This window comes from Streptomyces sp. NPDC041122, from assembly GCF_055592445.1.
In genome coordinates this window covers 1,221,136-1,236,872 of sequence record NZ_JBVIYQ010000002.1, presented here as the reverse complement: position 1 = coordinate 1,236,872, position 15,737 = coordinate 1,221,136, and the positions used below count along the sequence as shown (strand labels likewise).

General features: G+C 70.5%; 11 protein-coding genes. 6 read left to right on the top strand and 5 right to left on the bottom strand.

Annotated elements, in window-relative coordinates:
• Positions 1-43: 43 nt before the first annotated feature.
• From ddaH to ACZ6B8_RS11680, 3 genes are all read left to right on the top strand, one after another.
• Positions 44-820, top strand: coding sequence for a dimethylargininase (gene ddaH, locus ACZ6B8_RS11690; RefSeq protein WP_471072594.1), 777 nt, complete (start codon positions 44-46; stop codon positions 818-820).
• Between the two features lie 158 nt (positions 821-978).
• Positions 979-1,950 (top strand): acyl-ACP desaturase, encoded by a 972-nt coding sequence (locus tag ACZ6B8_RS11685; protein ID WP_471072597.1) that lies wholly within the window; start codon positions 979-981, stop codon positions 1,948-1,950.
• A gap of 153 nt (positions 1,951-2,103) precedes the next feature.
• Positions 2,104-4,389 carry an MMPL family transporter gene (locus tag ACZ6B8_RS11680; protein ID WP_471607099.1) on the top strand — a complete coding sequence of 762 codons (2,286 nt, stop codon included), beginning with the start codon at positions 2,104-2,106 and terminating at the stop codon, positions 4,387-4,389.
• 24 nt (positions 4,390-4,413) lie between these two features.
• Here ACZ6B8_RS11680 and ACZ6B8_RS11675 read toward each other — a convergent pair whose 3' ends face one another.
• Together ACZ6B8_RS11675 and ACZ6B8_RS11670 are read right to left on the bottom strand one after the other, a co-directional pair.
• Positions 4,414-4,659, bottom strand: a complete 246-nt coding sequence (locus ACZ6B8_RS11675) for a WhiB family transcriptional regulator (protein ID WP_471072603.1) — start codon at positions 4,657-4,659, stop codon at positions 4,414-4,416.
• Between the two features lie 173 nt (positions 4,660-4,832).
• Entirely contained in the window at positions 4,833-5,615 is a 783-nt protein-coding gene (locus tag ACZ6B8_RS11670; protein WP_471607098.1) for a VOC family protein, read from the bottom strand.
• 202 nt (positions 5,616-5,817) lie between these two features.
• Here ACZ6B8_RS11670 and ACZ6B8_RS11665 point away from each other — a divergent pair, with 202 nt between their 5' ends.
• Positions 5,818-7,053, top strand: coding sequence for a glycoside hydrolase family 64 protein (locus ACZ6B8_RS11665; RefSeq protein ID WP_471072609.1), 1,236 nt, complete (start codon positions 5,818-5,820; stop codon positions 7,051-7,053).
• A 74-nt stretch (positions 7,054-7,127) separates the two neighbouring features.
• On the opposite strand, the gene ACZ6B8_RS11660 is transcribed toward ACZ6B8_RS11665, so the two are convergent.
• Positions 7,128-8,174 carry a LacI family DNA-binding transcriptional regulator gene (locus ACZ6B8_RS11660; protein WP_471607097.1) on the bottom strand — a complete coding sequence of 349 codons (1,047 nt, stop codon included), beginning with the start codon at positions 8,172-8,174 and terminating at the stop codon, positions 7,128-7,130.
• 356 nt (positions 8,175-8,530) lie between these two features.
• Entirely contained in the window at positions 8,531-9,631 is a 1,101-nt protein-coding gene (locus tag ACZ6B8_RS11655; RefSeq protein WP_471607198.1) for a multicopper oxidase domain-containing protein, read from the bottom strand.
• 214 nt (positions 9,632-9,845) lie between these two features.
• Here ACZ6B8_RS11655 and ACZ6B8_RS11650 point away from each other — a divergent pair, with 214 nt between their 5' ends.
• Both ACZ6B8_RS11650 and ACZ6B8_RS11645 read left to right on the top strand, forming a co-directional pair.
• Positions 9,846-12,371, top strand: a complete 2,526-nt coding sequence (locus ACZ6B8_RS11650) for a ThuA domain-containing protein (RefSeq protein ID WP_471607096.1) — start codon at positions 9,846-9,848, stop codon at positions 12,369-12,371.
• A 59-nt stretch (positions 12,372-12,430) separates the two neighbouring features.
• Positions 12,431-14,608 (top strand): OmpL47-type beta-barrel domain-containing protein, encoded by a 2,178-nt coding sequence (locus tag ACZ6B8_RS11645; protein WP_471607197.1) that lies wholly within the window; start codon positions 12,431-12,433, stop codon positions 14,606-14,608.
• A gap of 96 nt (positions 14,609-14,704) precedes the next feature.
• Here the strand turns inward: ACZ6B8_RS11645 and ACZ6B8_RS11640 are convergent, their stop codons facing one another.
• The gene (locus ACZ6B8_RS11640) at positions 14,705-15,640 is read right to left on the bottom strand and encodes a DUF6183 family protein (protein ID WP_471607095.1); all 936 of its coding nucleotides are present in this window, start codon (positions 15,638-15,640) and stop codon (positions 14,705-14,707) included.
• Positions 15,641-15,737 lie beyond the last annotated feature (97 nt).

Here is a 15,737-nt window from a genome sequence, read left to right as displayed (position 1 = left end):
GCATGAGGGCGGCGGCACCCCGCCCGCGTGAGGAGAGCCCGCCGTGCCCAGCAAGAAGGCCCTGATCCGCCGCCCGAGCCCGCGCCTCGCCGAGGGCCTGGTCACCCACCTGGAACGCACCCCGGTCGACGCCCGGCTCGCGGTGGGCCAGTGGGAGGCGTACGTGGCGGCGCTGAACCGGCACGGCTGGGAGACCTTCGAGGTGGAGCCCGCGGACGGCTGCCCGGACGGGGTGTTCGTGGAGGACGCGGTGGTCGTCTTCCGCAACGTGGCGCTGATCGGCCGCTCGGGCGCCGCCTCCCGGCGGGACGAGAGCCCGGGCGTCGAGGAGGCGGCGGCCCGGCTCGGCTGCTCGGTCAACTGGGTCTGGGAGCCCGGCACGCTCGACGGCGGCGACGTCCTGAAGGTCGGCGACACGCTCTACGTGGGGCGCGGCGAGCGGACGAACGCGGAGGGGATACGACAACTGCGGGCGGTGTTCGAACCGCTCGGGGCGCGGGTCGTCGCGGTGCCGGTGACCCGCGTCCTGCACCTGAAGTCCGCGGTGACGGCGCTGCCGGACGGCACGGTCATCGGGTACGAGCCGCTGGTCGACAGCGCCGCGCTCTTCCCCCGCTTCCTGCCCGTACCGGAGGAGGCAGGGGCGCACGTGGTGCTGCTGGGCGGCGCGGATCTGCTGATGTCGGCGAGTGCGCCGAAGAGCGCGGAGCTCTTCGCCGACCTCGGGTTCGACCCGGTTCCGGTCGATATCAGCGAGTTCGAGAGGCTGGAAGGCTGTGTGACGTGCCTCTCAGTTCGGTTGCGCGGACTGTACGCCTGACCTGCAATGAGGCCTTCCTTGCCCTGATGAGGGGCGGCACCCGGTCCGAGGGGCCTTTACGGCGGGTTTAACCTACGGCAACGTAACCTACGAGACCGTAGGTAGTGCACCGCTCGCACTGCCCGCACAAGAACTCCCGTCCCCCTTCTGGAGCCCCCGTGACGATCACCTCTCCCCACCTCGGCAGCGCGGACAGCTGGACCGACGCCCGGCTGCTGTACGCGCTGGAGGAAGTGGTCGAGCAGGAACTCAATCGCCACCTCAAGGTGGCCAAGGACTGGATGCCCCACGAGTACGTGCCGTTCTCGGACGCCCGCAACTTCCCCGGCTTCTTCGAGGACGGCGAAGCGTGGGAGAAGGGCCAGTCCCCGGTCACCGACATCGGGCGCATCGCCCTGGTGGTCAACCTGCTCACCGAGGACAACCTCCCCAGCTACCACCACGAGATCGCCTCCCTCTTCGGCCGCGACGGCGCCTGGGGCACCTGGGTGCACCGCTGGACGGCGGAGGAGGGCCGGCACGGCATCGTGATGCGCGACTACCTGCTCGCCTCGCGCGCCGTCGACCCGGACCAGCTGGAGCAGTTCCGGATGGCGCACATGAGCGAGGGCTTCGAGTCGGACAACCGCCACTCGATGCTGCACTCGGTCGCGTACGTCGCCTTCCAGGAGCTCGCCACCCGCATCTCGCACCGCAACACCGGCCACCAGTCCGGCGACCCGGTCTGCGACCGGATGCTGGCGCGCATCGCCACCGACGAGAACCTCCACATGGTCTTCTACCGCAACCTGCTGAAGGCCGCCTTCGAGCTCGCGCCCGACCTGACCATGCAGGCCGTGCGGGACGTGGTGGTCAACTTCCGGATGCCCGGTCACGGCATGCCCGGCTTCGAGCGGGCCGCCGCGCAGATGGCCATCGGCGAGGTCTACAACATGCGCATCCACCACGACGACGTGCTGCAGCCCGTGCTGCGCTTCCTGAAGGTCCTGGAGATCGACGGCCTCGGCCCCGAGGGGCTGAAGGCACAGGAGGAGCTGGGCTTCTTCCTGGGCGGCCTCGACGCGGAGGCCGCGAAGTTCGACGAGCGGCTGGCCGCCCGCAAGGCGCGGATGGCGGCGCGCGGCGCCTGATCCCGGCTCCGCCCCCTCGGCGGGCATCGCTCGGCCCCGGAGCACCGACGCTCCGGGGCCGAGGTGTTCCCGTTCACTCCGTTGCCGGACACCGAGTGCCGAGAGCGCCTCCGCAGGCTTGAATCCGGGTGATCGAAGCCTGCGGGAGTGAGCATGTCTGTGCCGACCGGATCGCACGCACGACGGCCGGGCGCACGGCCGCCCCGGCCCGGCCGGCTCCGCGGCCTCGGGCAGTGGTGCGCCCGGCACTCCGTGACCGTCATCGTCGTCTGGCTGCTGGCGGCCGTCGGGCTCCAGTTCGCGAACAGCGCGGTCGGCGGCGACTACTCCGACGACTTCTCGTTGCCGGGAACCCAGTCGCAGGCGGGCCTGGACGTCCTCAAGGCGCACGATCCGGCGGCCGGCGGCTACAGCTCCCAGGTGGTGCTGCACGACGCCGGCAAGCCGCTGAAGGACGAGAGTTCCGCGGTCGGCTCGACCGTCTCCGCGCTGGGCAAGCTCCCGCACGTGCTGTCCGTGCAGAACCCCCTCGATACCAAGCCGCCGCCCGCCGGAACGCCCGACGTCGGGCCGCTCTCCACGGACGGCACCACGGGCTACCTCACCATCCGCTTCGACGTGCAGCCCTCCACCCTCGGTGACGGCTATCTGGACGGCGTCGACCGGGCCGTGCAGCCGCTGCGGGCCGCCGGCGTGGACGTGGAGTACGGCGGCCCGCTGGGCGAGCTGGCCCGGCCCGAGCCGAGCGACCGGATCAGCGAGCTGATCGGCTTCGGGGTGGCCATCGTCGTACTGCTCATCGGCTTCGGCAGCGTGCTGGCCGGGCTGCTGCCCCTGGTGACGGCGCTGATCAGCGTGGTCTGCGGGCTCGCCGTGCTCGGCATGCTCGCGGCCGCCTTCACCTTCGCCACCGTCTCGCCCACCCTGGCCACGATGATCGGCCTCGGCGTGGGGATCGACTACGCGCTGTTCCTGGTCACCCGCCACCGCCAGAGCCTGCTCCGCCAGGATCCGGTGACGGCGGCGGGGCACGCGACGGCGACGAGCGGCCGTGCGGTGCTCGTCTCCGGCTGCACCGTGATCATCGCGCTCTCCGGCCTCTGGGTCTCCGGGATCTCGTTCATCGGCAAGCTCGGTCTCGCCGCCGCGGTCACCGTCGTCACGGCGGTGCTGGGGGCTCTGACCCTCGTACCGGCCCTGCTCGGGCTGATCGGGCGGCGGATCGACCGGCTGCGGGTGCGCACCCCGGTCGCCGAGACGGACACCACCACCGGGGTGGCGTCCCAGGGCGGCTGGCACCGCTACGCGCAGCGCGTGGAGCGGCGGCCCTGGCACTTCCTCGTCGGTGGCGCCCTCGTGCTCGCCGTCCTGTCGGTCCCGGTCTTCTTCATCCAGCTCGGGCACATCGGCGACGGAGCGGACCCCAAGTCCTTCACCGACCGCCGGGCCTTCGACACGATGTCCGACGCGTTCGGGCCCGGCTCCAACGGCCCGCTGACCCTGGTCATCGACCAGAGCGGCGTGTCCGGCGCGGACCGGCAGAAGATCGCCACGCAGGCGCAGCAGGCCTTCACCGGGGTGCCCGACGCGGCGCTGATCACACCCCTCAAGGCCACCTCGGACGGCGATGTCCTGATCTCCACGGCGTACTCCACGGCCGTTCCCCAGGACGAGCGGACCACCGACCTCCTCGACGACCTCACCGACCACGTGCTGCCGCAGGCGGTCTCGGGGACGCCCGCACGCACCTACGTGACCGGCACGACCGCGGCGCAGGCCGACTTCCTGGAGATCGTCGCGAGCAAGCTGCCCCTCATCATCGCGGTGGTGGTGGGCCTCGCCTTCCTCGTCATCCTCGTCGTCTTCCGCGGCCTGCTGGTCGCGGTCAAGGCCGCGGTCCTCAACGTCCTGTCCATCGCCGCCTCGTACGGGGTCGTGGTGGCCGTCTTCCAGTGGGGCTGGGGCGGCCCGGCGCTCGGCGTCTCGGGCAAGGTGCCGATCGAGAGCTACGTCCCGATGATGATGTTCGCGATCGTCTTCGGGCTGAGCATGGACTACGAGATCTTCCTGCTCTCCCGCGTCCACGAGGCGTGGCAGCGCACCCGCGACGCCCGGGCCAGCGTGGCGCACGCCCTGGAGATCACCGCCCGGGTGATCACCTGCGCAGCGCTCATCATGGTCAGCGTCTTCGCGGCGTTCATCCTCAGCGACAACATCGTGGTGAAGATGCTGGGTCTCGGCCTGGCCGTCAGCGTCCTGATCGACGCGACGGTGGTCCGCCTGCTGCTGGTACCGGCCGTCATGACGCTGATGGGCCGGCACGCCTGGTGGACCCCGCACTGGCTCGACCGCCTCCTGCCGCACATCGACGCGGAGGGCGACAACGAGGGCGGCAACGAGACGGAAGCGGCCGGTCCGGGCCGGCGGGCCCCGATGTGAGGTCGGGGCCCGCCGGCCACGGACTCAGGCGCGGTCGCGTCTGAGGGCGTACCGCTCCTTCTCGGAGAGGCCGCCCCAGACTCCAAAGCGTTCGTCGTTGTTCAGCGCGTACTCCAGGCAGGCCGTGCGCATGTCACACATCTGGCAGATGTCCTTCGCCTCACGCACCGAGCTACCGGGCTCGGGGAAGAAGAAGTCGGCTCCCGTCTGGGCGCACAGCGCCTGCTCCTGCCAGGCGAGTTCGGGCTCGGCTGTCGTCTCGATCTGCATGCCGTCGATGCTGTCCCAGCGCGCGAAACAAGCAATCAACGATTGATCAACGAACGGCTTATCGGCCCTCCGCCGCCCGAGGTCCCGGTGAGGGAGCCCCGCCCGCGAGGCCCGTGAAGCCGCCCCGTGCGCCCGGTGAGGACTGCCCGTGCCGCGCCGCCGCGAAACCGTGCTCAGGACGACGGCTGCAGCACCGCGAACCGCGCGCCTGCGGGGTCGGCGAGCTTGGCGAAGCGTCCCACGCCCTCCATCGACAGGGGCTCCATCCGGACCGTGCCGCCACCCCGCACGGCCTTGGCGGCCGTGTCGTCGCAGTCCTCCACCTGGAAGTACGGCATCCAGTACGCCCCCGCCTCCACCTCCGCGGGGTCGGAGTCGAGCGGCACCACACCGCCGAACATGTCGTCCGCCGTGCCGTCGGCGGGGTGCACCATCGTGTACGAGCCGCCGGGGAAGGGGGCCTCGGTGGTCTGCCAGCCGAACACCTCGCCGTAGAACGCGACGGCGGCGGCGACGTCCGGGGTGTACAGCTCGGACCAGACCAGACTGCCCGGTTCGTTCACGACGTCGAGGCCCTTCATCTCCCCCTGCTGCCATACGCAGAAGGACACGCCGCCGGAGTCGGCGAAGCCGGCCATGCGGCCGAGGTCGAGGACGTCGGCGGGGCCGAAGACGGTGCGGCCACCGGCCTGGTCGACCGCCTTGACGGTGGCGTCCACGTCCGGCGTGCGGAAGTAGACCGACCAGGACGGCGCGGCCTGGTCGGGGGGCATGGCCATCGCTCCGGCGACGGTCCTGCCGGACTTCTGGTACTGGCTGTACCCGCCCACCTCTTCCCCGCCGCGCAGGAGCTCCCAGCCGAACACCTCGCGGTAGAACGTGGCGACGGCGTCCAGGTCCGGCGCGCACATGTCCACCCAGATCGGTGCACCTGTGACGAAGCGCTTATTGAGCATGATCGACTCCTTTGTCGCATGTCTCTTTCCTCCTTCCGAGTCTGGCACCGGCCACTGACAATCCGCCTTTTCGGCCCCCGCATCGTCATGTGATGAAGCGAGAACATCTATGAGAGCGCTCTCAGTCACAACTCTTGACGCCGCGAGGACCCGTCGGAACAGTGGTGCACCACCCCCCACGCAACCGCGCAGGAGACCTTCCGTGATATCGCGTCGAACGTTCCTGACCTCCACCGCCGGCGCCGCGGGCGCCCTCACCTACCCCGTCTGGGGAAGCGCCCTCAGCCCCGGCGCCCGGGCGGGCGGCAGGGCCGCTCCGGCCACCTGCGAACTGGCCCTCGCGAACAAGTCGCTGCCCGGGCAGGTGCGCGCCTACGTCACCGGCCACGAACAGGGCACCGACCGCTGGGTGCTTCTCAAGCCGGACGGCGGGGTCTACCGGCCGGAGTCGCCCTCGGCCCCGCGGACCCCGCTGCCCGTCGACTGCGCCATTCCCCTCGGCGCCGCGGGCTCGGCACCCAAGGTGCTGACGCTCCCTCAGATGTACGGCGCCCGGGTCTACTTCGTGCGCGACGACAGGCTGGACTTCTTCCTCAACCCGGGCCCCGCCCTCGTCGAGCCCGCCTTCGCCACCCGCGAGGACCCCAACTACGGCCGCACGTGGTCGTTCTGCGAGTTCACCTTCAACCCGCAGCAGCTCTACGCCAACATCAGTTACGTCGACCTCGTCACCGCGCTGCCCATCGGGCTGACCCTGGAGGGCGACGGGACACACGACGTCGCCCCGCTGCCCGACGGAGCCGTCGACACGATCGCCTCCGACCTCGCGGCCCAGGCCGCCAAGGACGGGCAGCCGTGGGACAAGCTGGTGATCCGCGGCGACAACGGCGTCCTGCGGGTGATCTCGCCGCAGAACCTGATGGCGCCGTACTTCGACAGGCCGGACCAGATGCCGTTCCGCGACCTGTGGAACGGCTACATCGACCGGGTGTGGGACAAGTACCGCTCCACGGACCTCAAGATCGACCTGCAGGGCGGCCGCGGCGTGTTCACCGGGCGCGTCAGCGGTGACGTCCTCACCTTCAACGGCGGGCACTCCTTCGCCAAGCCCACCTCGAAGGACATCTTCACCTGCAACCACGGCCCGTTCGCCAACAACCCGGGCGACCCCGACGACAAGAAGGGCCTGCTCGCCCGGCTCGCGGCGGGGTTCAACCGCAGCATCATGCTCACCCACCCCGAACAGCCGAACGGCACGACCACGGCCGACTACTACCGGGACGCGGTGACCAACCACTGGTCACGGGTGGTGCACGCCAACTCCCCCATCGGCTACGCGTTCCCCTACGACGACGTGCGTCCCGACGGACAGCCGGATGTGTCGGGGGCGGCCTACGACGGCAATCCGCGGCGGTTCACGGTGAGCGTGGGGTCCTGATCTCCGCGGTGACCCGAGCGCCTGACACCCCTCGCTGAGCGTGCGCCCCTGACCCGTTCCGCTCAGAGCCCCGGTCACGCCGAGGCCCTGCGCACCAGGGACGTCGGCAACACCACACCGGCCGCCGCCCCCGCGGCCGGCTCCCCACCCGACCTGCCGCGCAGCAGCATCCGGGCCATCAACCGGCCCATCTCCTCGATGTCCTGACGCACCGACGTCAGCGGCGGTTCGGTCTGCTCGGCCACCGCCAGCATGTCGTCGAAGCCGACCACCGCCACGTCGTCCGGCACCCTCCGGCCCCGCTCGCGCAGCACTCGGAGGGCGCCGGACGCGGTCAGGTCGTTGGCGGCGAAGACCGCGTCCAACTCCGGTACCCGGTCGAGCAGTTCGCGCATCGCGCGCTCCCCGCCCGAGGGGGTGAAGTCACCCTCGGCGACGAGCCGCTCGTCCACGTCGCCCAGCAGGTCGCCCAGCACGTCACGGAAGCCGTCGAGCCGGTCGACGGCGGAGGTCTGGTCGAGGGCGCCGGTGATGTGCGCGATCCGGGTGCGGCCGAGGCCGACCAGATGGCGCACGGCCTCGCGCGCCCCGCCCCGGTTGTCGCAGTCCACGTACGGTGCTCCCGGCTCGTCCGGGCCCGGCTGCGGCCAGCCGGGGCGCCCGCCGAACACGGTGGGCACCCCCGCCCGCCGGATGATCCCGGGCAGCGGGTCGTCCAGGTGCAGCGAGAAGACGAGGGCGCCGTCGACGTGGCCGCCCGCAAGATAGCGGCCGACCCGCTCGTGGTCGTCCCGCCCCTCGGTGAGCAGCAGCACCAACTGGACGTCGTGGAACGTCAGTTCCTGGCTGATGCCGCGCAGCTGGAGGGCGAAGAACGGGTCGGCGAAGACCCGCGTCTCCGGTTCGGCGATCACCACCGCGACGGCGTCGTGGCGCCGGGTCACCAGGCTGCGGGCGGCGCGGTTGGGCACGTAGCCGAGCTCGTCGACCGCGTGCCGCACCTTCTCGGCGAGCACCTCCCGTACCCCCGGGTCGCCGTTGACGACACGGGAGACGGTGGCCCTGGAGACCCCGGCGCGGGCGGCCACGGCCTCCAGGGTGGGGCGCGGTTCCTCGGTCACCTTCGGTCACTCCTCCCTGACGGTGTCAGGAGGCATCCTCCCGTATCGGCCGGGACGTCATGCCACGCAGGGGCCGGTGCGCGCGCACCACCGGGCGGGAGGCCGACATGGACCACGGCAAGGAGCCGGTCCCGGCCTCCGGGACCGGCCCCGAGGCCATGGACCGTGAGCGATGACTTCACCTTGCCGGGTGACGTCCGTCCCCGCTTCGCGGCGTGCCTGGAGCGCCTGGAGACACCCTGCTGGGGCGCCGACTGTCCGGGGCCGCGGTCGCGACTTCCCGGACGCGGAGGAGGGGCGGAGATGCCGGCCGGGGCGCCGGCGCGGGCGCGTTCCGCACGCTGCGGACGCGCGGCCTAGTGGTGCTGGTGCTCATGCCCTCCGGCGGTGTTCCCGGACGGCGCCTCGACCGACGACGAGGGCTTGGACTTCGCTGCCGACTTCGGCTGCGACGTCGATGAAGGCCCCGAAGACGACGACTTCGACCCCGACTTCGCCGTCCCGCCATGATGCGGCTCGTAGTCCGGGATCGTCCCGTCCGCCTTCTTCACCAGGAACAACCCGGCCATGCCCATGTCCGAATGGCTCTGCACATGGCAGTGGTACATCCAGGCCCCCGCTCCCACGCCCTCGCCCGCGACGACCTGGAAGCCGAAGGAGTCGCCGGGGCCCGTGATCTTGTCGTCGAGGATCTGGCTCGGGTCGTCCGGGCCGGTCAGCAGGCCCGTGCGGTTGTCCGCCCAGCGATGACCGTGCACGTGGAACGTGTGGTAGTACTCGCCGTGGGTGATCGAGACGAACTCGACGCGGTCGCCGACCGTGGCCTCGAAGGTGGGAGTGTCGTGGCCCGCCTTGTTGTTGATCGTCATGTCGTTGAAGACGATCGTGAAGGTCTTGTCCGGCAGCAGGTCCCCCTTGCGCCGCACGACGAGCGGTCCGTAGAGACCCTTGCGCACACCACCGGTGCCGTGGTCGGTGCCGACCACATGGTCGTGGTAGTGCCAGTAACCGGCGGTGCCGGGGCGCCAGGTGCCGTCCTTGCGGCGGCCCGGCGCGTGCGTGCGCCAGGTGTAGGTGCGCTTGCCGCCGGGCTCCACATGGCTGTTGGTGTGCCGGGTGCCGTCGCTGGAGATCTCGTAGTCCATGCCGTGCACGTGCAGGCTGGCGTCCACATCCATGGTGTTCTCGAACTCGATGTGCAGCGTGTCGCCCTCGTTCAGCTCGATCAGCGGTCCCGGTATGGACGCCTTGCCCTTCTCCAGGCCGTACCCCATCTGCCCGTCCGGGAGCTTCTCCGCGTACAGCTTGATGCGCTTGACCTCGCCGCCCGCGGGGGCGGTCTTCGGCCCCTCCGCGGTGCTCGCGTCGGGCGCGCCCGCGACCGACAACGATGTCACCCCAGCTGCCGCTGCCGCACCGCCCACCAGCATCCGCCGGTTGAAACTCCGCCTGTCCAGATTCCGTCGAGCCATGACGAACCCCCCTGTGCGGTACGGGTGTTGACGGGGCGTGATGGACCCCGGGGACGGCCACACGGTATCGGCCGGATCTTTGTTTATCCACACGCAGGACAAAGTTCGTGCTATCGCGGTGATACCTATTGGCGCGGCGCGAAAAGAGGTCTAGCTTCGTCGGCGCTGTTGCTGTGACCGACGAGGGGTGGGTGTACTCATGCGGCGCACACCGCATCAAAGGCCCTTGACCGTACGAGGGTTGAGCAGATCACGACGGAGACCGGACCGCCCGCACCGGGCCTGGGCGGCGGCGCTGCTGTCCGGCGCCCTGGTCACCGGGGCGCTGTCGGCCCAGGCCGCGTCCGCGCGGCCGTACCCGGAACCACCGATGACAACGATGTCCCTCCCCTCGCCGCCCGGCGGGGCCAACGTCAAGGTGCTGGTCTTCCACGGCTCGGCGGCGGGCGGCGACGAGTCCCCCGTCGTCGACGCCGGCATCGCGGCGATCGAGAAGATCGGCCTGACTGGCCCCGCCGCCCAGCGGTTCAAGATCGAGGCGACGGACGATCCGTCCGTCTTCACCGACGAGGCCAGGCTCGGCAAGTTCAACGCCGTGACGTTCCTGACCGGCGGCGGTGACATCCTCGACCCCGAGCAGGAGGCGGGCCTGGAGGCCTACATGGAGGCCGGCGGCGGCTTCCTCGGCATCCACGACGCGGCCCGCGCCGAGCCGTACTCGAACTGGTTCACCGGGCTCGTCGGCGCCCGGCCCGCGGACGCGAGCCCGACCACCGTCCAGCGGGCCACGGTCGAGGTCGGCGACCGGGAGAATCCGGCCACCAAGAACCTGCCCCTGCAGTGGAAGCGCCCCGACCAGTGGCTGAACTGGACCAAGAACCCCTCCGGTGACGTCCACACGGTCGCCCGCGTGCGGGAGTCCACCTACCAGCCGGGCGCGGGCAAGAACGGCGCGGACCACCCGGTGTCGTGGTGCCGCGACTACGACGGCGGCCGGTCCTTCTACACGGGCATGGGCGGCACCGCGGCCTCCTACGACGAGGTGGACTTCCGCGACCACCTGCGCGGCGCCCTGCTGTGGACCACGCGTCTCGCGCGCGCCGACTGCAAGGCGACGATCAACGCCAACTACAAGGCGGAGCGCCTCACCCAGCCCAACCAGCCCGGCAAGAACGACCAGATCGGCGAGCCGCACGGCCTGGTCACCGCGCCCGACGGCAAGGTCTTCTACATCGGCCGCGGCGGCGCCGACTCCTCGCAGCCGGTCGTCACCGACTGGAACGACCCGAACGTCGGCAAGGGCACCGGCGAGATCCACGTCTACGACCCGAAGACCAAGAAGGCGACCCTCGCGGGCGCCCTGACCGTCTTCGGCAACAAGGGCGGCGGCGAGGAACTCACCAAGGTCGAGGAGGGGTTGCTCGGCATCGAGCTCGACCCGCAGTTCGAGCGGAACGGCTGGGTGTACCTGCACTACACGCCCCACTCGAAGATCAACCGCGAGACCCACATGGCCGAGCGGTACGTCTCGCGCTTCACCCTCGACCGGGCGACGGACAAGCTGGACATGGCCAGCGAGAAGGTGCTGCTCAAGTGGCCGGTGCAGATCCACAGTTGCTGCCACGCGGGCGGCGGCATGGCCTGGGACTCCAAGAACAACCTCTACATCGCGACCGGTGACAACAACTCCTCGGGGTTCAGCGACGGTTACTCGGGCAACAACCCGCAGCCCAACTTCAAGGGCGTCTCCTTCGCGGACGCGCGCCGCACCGCCGGCAACACCAACAACCTCAACGGCAAGATCCTGCGTATTCACCCGGAGCCGGACGGCACGTACACGCTCCCCGAGGGCAACCTCTTCACCGGCAAGGAGCAGGACGAGGGCGGCGGCAAGACGCGGGGCGAGATCTACGTGATGGGCGTGAGGAACCCCGCGCGCATCTCGGTCGACAAGAAGACCGACACCCTGTACGCGGGCTGGGTCGGCCCGGACGCCGGCGCGCCGTCGACGACCTGGGGCCCGGCCAAGTACGACACGTTCGCCGCCATCACGCACGCCTCCAACCGCGGCTGGCCGTACTGCATGGGCAACAACCAGCCCTACCGCGACCGCAATCTGCCCGACCCGACGAAGCCGCTCGGCTGGTACGACTGCGAGCACCTCAAGAACGAGTCGCCCAACAACGACGGCCTGGTGAACATCCCGCCGGCCGAGCCCAACAACATCTGGTACTCGCCGCAGGGCGGCGGCGTCGACTACCCGCGGGACGCGAACGGCGTGCCGAGCTACAAGACGGAGGAGCAGAAGACGCTCCTGCCGTGGCTCAAGGGCGGCGGCCAGGCGACGATGAACGGCCCGGTCTACCGCTTCGACGCGGCGAGCACGAGCGCCGACAAGTGGCCCTCGTACTGGGACGGCAAGTGGTTCGTCGGTGACTTCTACGACGCCGACCAGCCGCGGCACGCGGTGCTCATGGACCCGAAGAACGTCGGCAGCGGCGGCCTCCCCGTCCACGCCGAATCACTGAAGAAGATCATTCCGATCGGCAACGACGGCATCAAGAACCTCATGGACTGGAAGTTCGCGCCGGACGGTTCGCTGTACGTCCTGGACTACGGCAGGGGCTTCTTCACCTCGGACTCCAAGTCCGCGCTGTGGCGCGTGACGTACAAGGGCGGCGCGGCGACCCCGGCCGCCGACGACCTGGCGAGGAAGGCGGGATGATGCGCGCATCCTGGAACGCGCCCGGCGGTGCCGGACGCTCCGCTCCCGGAGGGCGAAGAATGTACGCGGCGCTGTTCGTGGCGCTCCTGATGGTGCTCGGGCTGACCTCCACCACGGCGACGGCCCGCCCGGACGACACCGGGTCCGCTGCGGCGCAGACCCTCACCTGGACCGCCGACAACGACATCACGAAGTACAAGTCGGCGCCGACCACGGCGGTCGCGGGCCCGGCGACGATCGTCTTCGAGAACAGCGAGGCGACCGGCAACACCACCGGCATGCCGCACACGCTGACGTTCGACACCTCCGACCCGGAGTACAACAACGACGTCACGCTAAACATCATGGCCAACCCCAACGACGACCAGGGCGGCAAGCACACCGCCGAGGTCACGCTGACTCCGGGGCGCTACCGCTACCACTGCACCATCCCGGGCCACGGCTCGATGCAGGGCGTCCTGGTGGTGACCGCGGGCGGCGGCGAGGACACCACGGCGCCGGAGGCCTCGGCGAAGGTCGAGGGGACCACCAACGCCGACGGGGCGTACGTCGGTTCGGCCACCGTCGCGGTGACCGCGACGGACGAGGGCTCGGGCGTCGCCACGATCGAGTACGCGATCGGCGCGGACGGCGCCTGGCAGCCGTACACGGCGCCGGTCGTCGTCGACCGGGCCGGCCCGCACAAGATCCGCTACCGGGCCACCGACAAGGCGGGCAACGCGTCGGCGGAGAAGTCCGCCGACTTCACGGTCGTCGCGCCGCCGACGGACGACAGGACGCCGCCGGAGACGTCCGCCACCGTGGCCGGCGAGAAGAACGACCAGGGTCAGTACGTCGGGATGGCCACGGTCACCGTGACGGCGTCGGACACCGGCTCCGGCGTCAACAAGATCGAGTACGCGCTCGGTGACGGCGCCTGGACCGCGTACACGGCTCCCGTGATGGTCCACGAGGCCGGCACGCACAAGGTGCGTTACCGCGCCGCCGACAAGGCCGGCAACCAGGCGGCGGAGAAGTCCGTCGAGTTCACCGTGGTCGCGCCGCCCGTCGAGGACAGGACACCGCCGGAGACCTCGGCGAAGGTCGAGGGCGACAAGGACTCCGACGGCGCCTACCTCGGCCGGGCCAAGGTGACGGTCACCGCGACGGACGCCGGCTCCGGGCTGGACAAGGTCGAGTACTCCCTGGACGGCGGCCCCTATCTCGCGTACGGGGCGCCGGTCACCGTCGACCGCGTCGGGCGGCACAGTGTGGCGTACCGGGCGAGCGACAAGGCGGGCAACACCGCCGCGGCCAAGACGGTCTCCTTCACCGTCTCCGAGGGCGGCGGCGTCCCCTCCCCCAACTGCCCCGAGTACGACGAGCGGTCGACGGTCTTCGTCGGCACGGTCGACACGGGCATCCCGAACCGGGTCACCAACAACCGCTGCCGGGTCGGAGAGTTGATAGAGGACGAGAAGGAGTGGACCTCCCACGCGCTCTTCCTCAAGCACGTCAAGGGGGTCACGGACAAGCTCCTGAAGGCGGGCGAGATCGACCAGCGCGAGTACAACAAGATCAACCGCGCCGCCAAGCAGTCCGGCATCGGCAAGCCCGGCCAGACCGAGGGCTACCGCAAGATCTTCGACGGGACGCAGAAGTCCTTCGAGCAGTGGGAGCAGGTGGGCGGCGGCAAGTTCGGCCTCAACGCCGACGGTTCGATCACCAGCTCCACCTCGGTCGACGGCATGGGCATGCTGTGGTTCCCGAAGCGGAAGTACGGCGACTTCTCGCTGAAGCTGCAGTGGCGGGACGACGCGCCGGGCAACGGCAACGCCAACGGCGGTGTCTTCGCGCGCTTCCCGCAGGTCCACGACCACCCGGAGGAGTCACGCCCGGAGTGGGTCGCCATCAAGTACGGGCACGAGCTGCAGATCAACGACCGCCCGGACGGCGACATGTACAAGACGGGCTCGGTCTACGGCTTCGACCGCGTGGGCCTCGCCGGCGCCCACGTCACCCCCAAGGGGACGTGGAACGACTACGAGATCAAGGTGGTGGACCAGCACTACTCGATCTACCGCAACGGCGTCCTGATCAACGAGTTCGACAACGTCGGCGGCCAGGACTTCACGCCACCGCGCGGTGACGACCCCGGCACGGACGGCCGCCGCTACGCGTCCGGTTATCTGGGCCTCCAGGTCCACAGCGTGTCGGACGTGGTGTCGTACCGCGACATCCGGGTCAAGGAGCTGTAGCCCCGGCCTCACCGTGTTTCACGGCGGCGCCCTCACCCGTACGGGGTGGGGGCGCCGCCTGCAGTGCACCACGTCGCCGTGCCCTCCGGGCGGTCCCTATCCACCGGTGTCCGTTGCCGCCAGCACGGCCACCCGCGTGCGGGAAGGATCGAGCATCGCGAGCCCCACGTCGGCCGTGTCGTGATGGAACCAGCGGGTGAACGCCATGAAGCGCAGCCACCGGCAACCGACCGCGTATCGCGCCGCCTCGAGGAACGGCGTGTCCGAGGGCAGATCCATCAGCGCGTACAGCCCTTGCCAGGCGTACAGTCGCGCGTAGGCACCATGCTGTGGGCGGCCGTCGACCCCACCGTTGAAGGCCGCCGAGTACAGCTCGTTGAGTGCGTCGTCGCCGGCTGTCAGGCAGGCCGACATCCCGCCCCGACCGGGCTCGCCCTCGAGCGAGTCGAGCGGCAGCTCCCGCAGGAACGCCATGCCGAAGTCCTCATCGGCCAAGGGATGCGGCAGGGTGAAGAACCGCGCCTCTGGCTCACGAGCCCAGCCTCCTGCGGTGAACGCCCGGGCGGCCGCCCGCGACCGCGCAGCGTCCGGCACCTCGTGCGCCGCGGCCCCCGCTGCCGCGCCGCGCTCCGTGCCGGGCGTCTCGGGGAAGCGCTCCCTCATTTGTCGCGCCGAGCGCACGCGCCCGGCCCCGCGCGTCCGCACCCCGAAGCGGTGCTCCAGATCGAGGCGCGTCTCCGGCAACCGGGCCAACGGGTGCCCCACGCCCTGCAATTGCTGCGCGTACGCGTCGAGCGCGGGCAGCGCGCGCCACGCCGCTCCCCTCAGGGACAGCTCCCCGAGCACGCAGGCCCGCAATTCCGTCTCCGGATCGGCACCCTCGCGGGGCGACTCGGCGAAGAGGGGTTCGAGCTGCGGGAGGCGCCGGCTTCTCGCCAGCTCGGCGGCGATCCCCCGCAACAGATCCGGCCGGGACGCAGCCAACCGCTTCAGCTCTGCCGGGTGGGGCAGGGCTATTTCGGCATCACTCACACCAGGAGTTTAGGAGTCGCCCACGCGAGCTTGGGCGACGGCGGACGGGGCATGGTGTTCAAGAAGAGCTACTCGATGGCGGGTGACGCGCTGGCCG

Bases quoted from the DNA above. Each gene is read 5' to 3' on its own strand.
- ACZ6B8_RS11680 (WP_471607099.1), top strand. From the start codon at position 2,104: ATGTCTGTGCCGACCGGATCGCACGCACGACGGCCGGGCGCACGGCCG.
- ACZ6B8_RS11670 (WP_471607098.1), bottom strand. From the start codon at position 5,615: ATGCTCAATAAGCGCTTCGTCACAGGTGCACCGATCTGGGTGGACATG.
- ACZ6B8_RS11650 (WP_471607096.1), top strand. From the start codon at position 9,846: ATGCGGCGCACACCGCATCAAAGGCCCTTGACCGTACGAGGGTTGAGC.
- ACZ6B8_RS11675 (WP_471072603.1), bottom strand. From the start codon at position 4,659: ATGCAGATCGAGACGACAGCCGAGCCCGAACTCGCCTGGCAGGAGCAG.
- ACZ6B8_RS11645 (WP_471607197.1), top strand. From the start codon at position 12,431: ATGTACGCGGCGCTGTTCGTGGCGCTCCTGATGGTGCTCGGGCTGACC.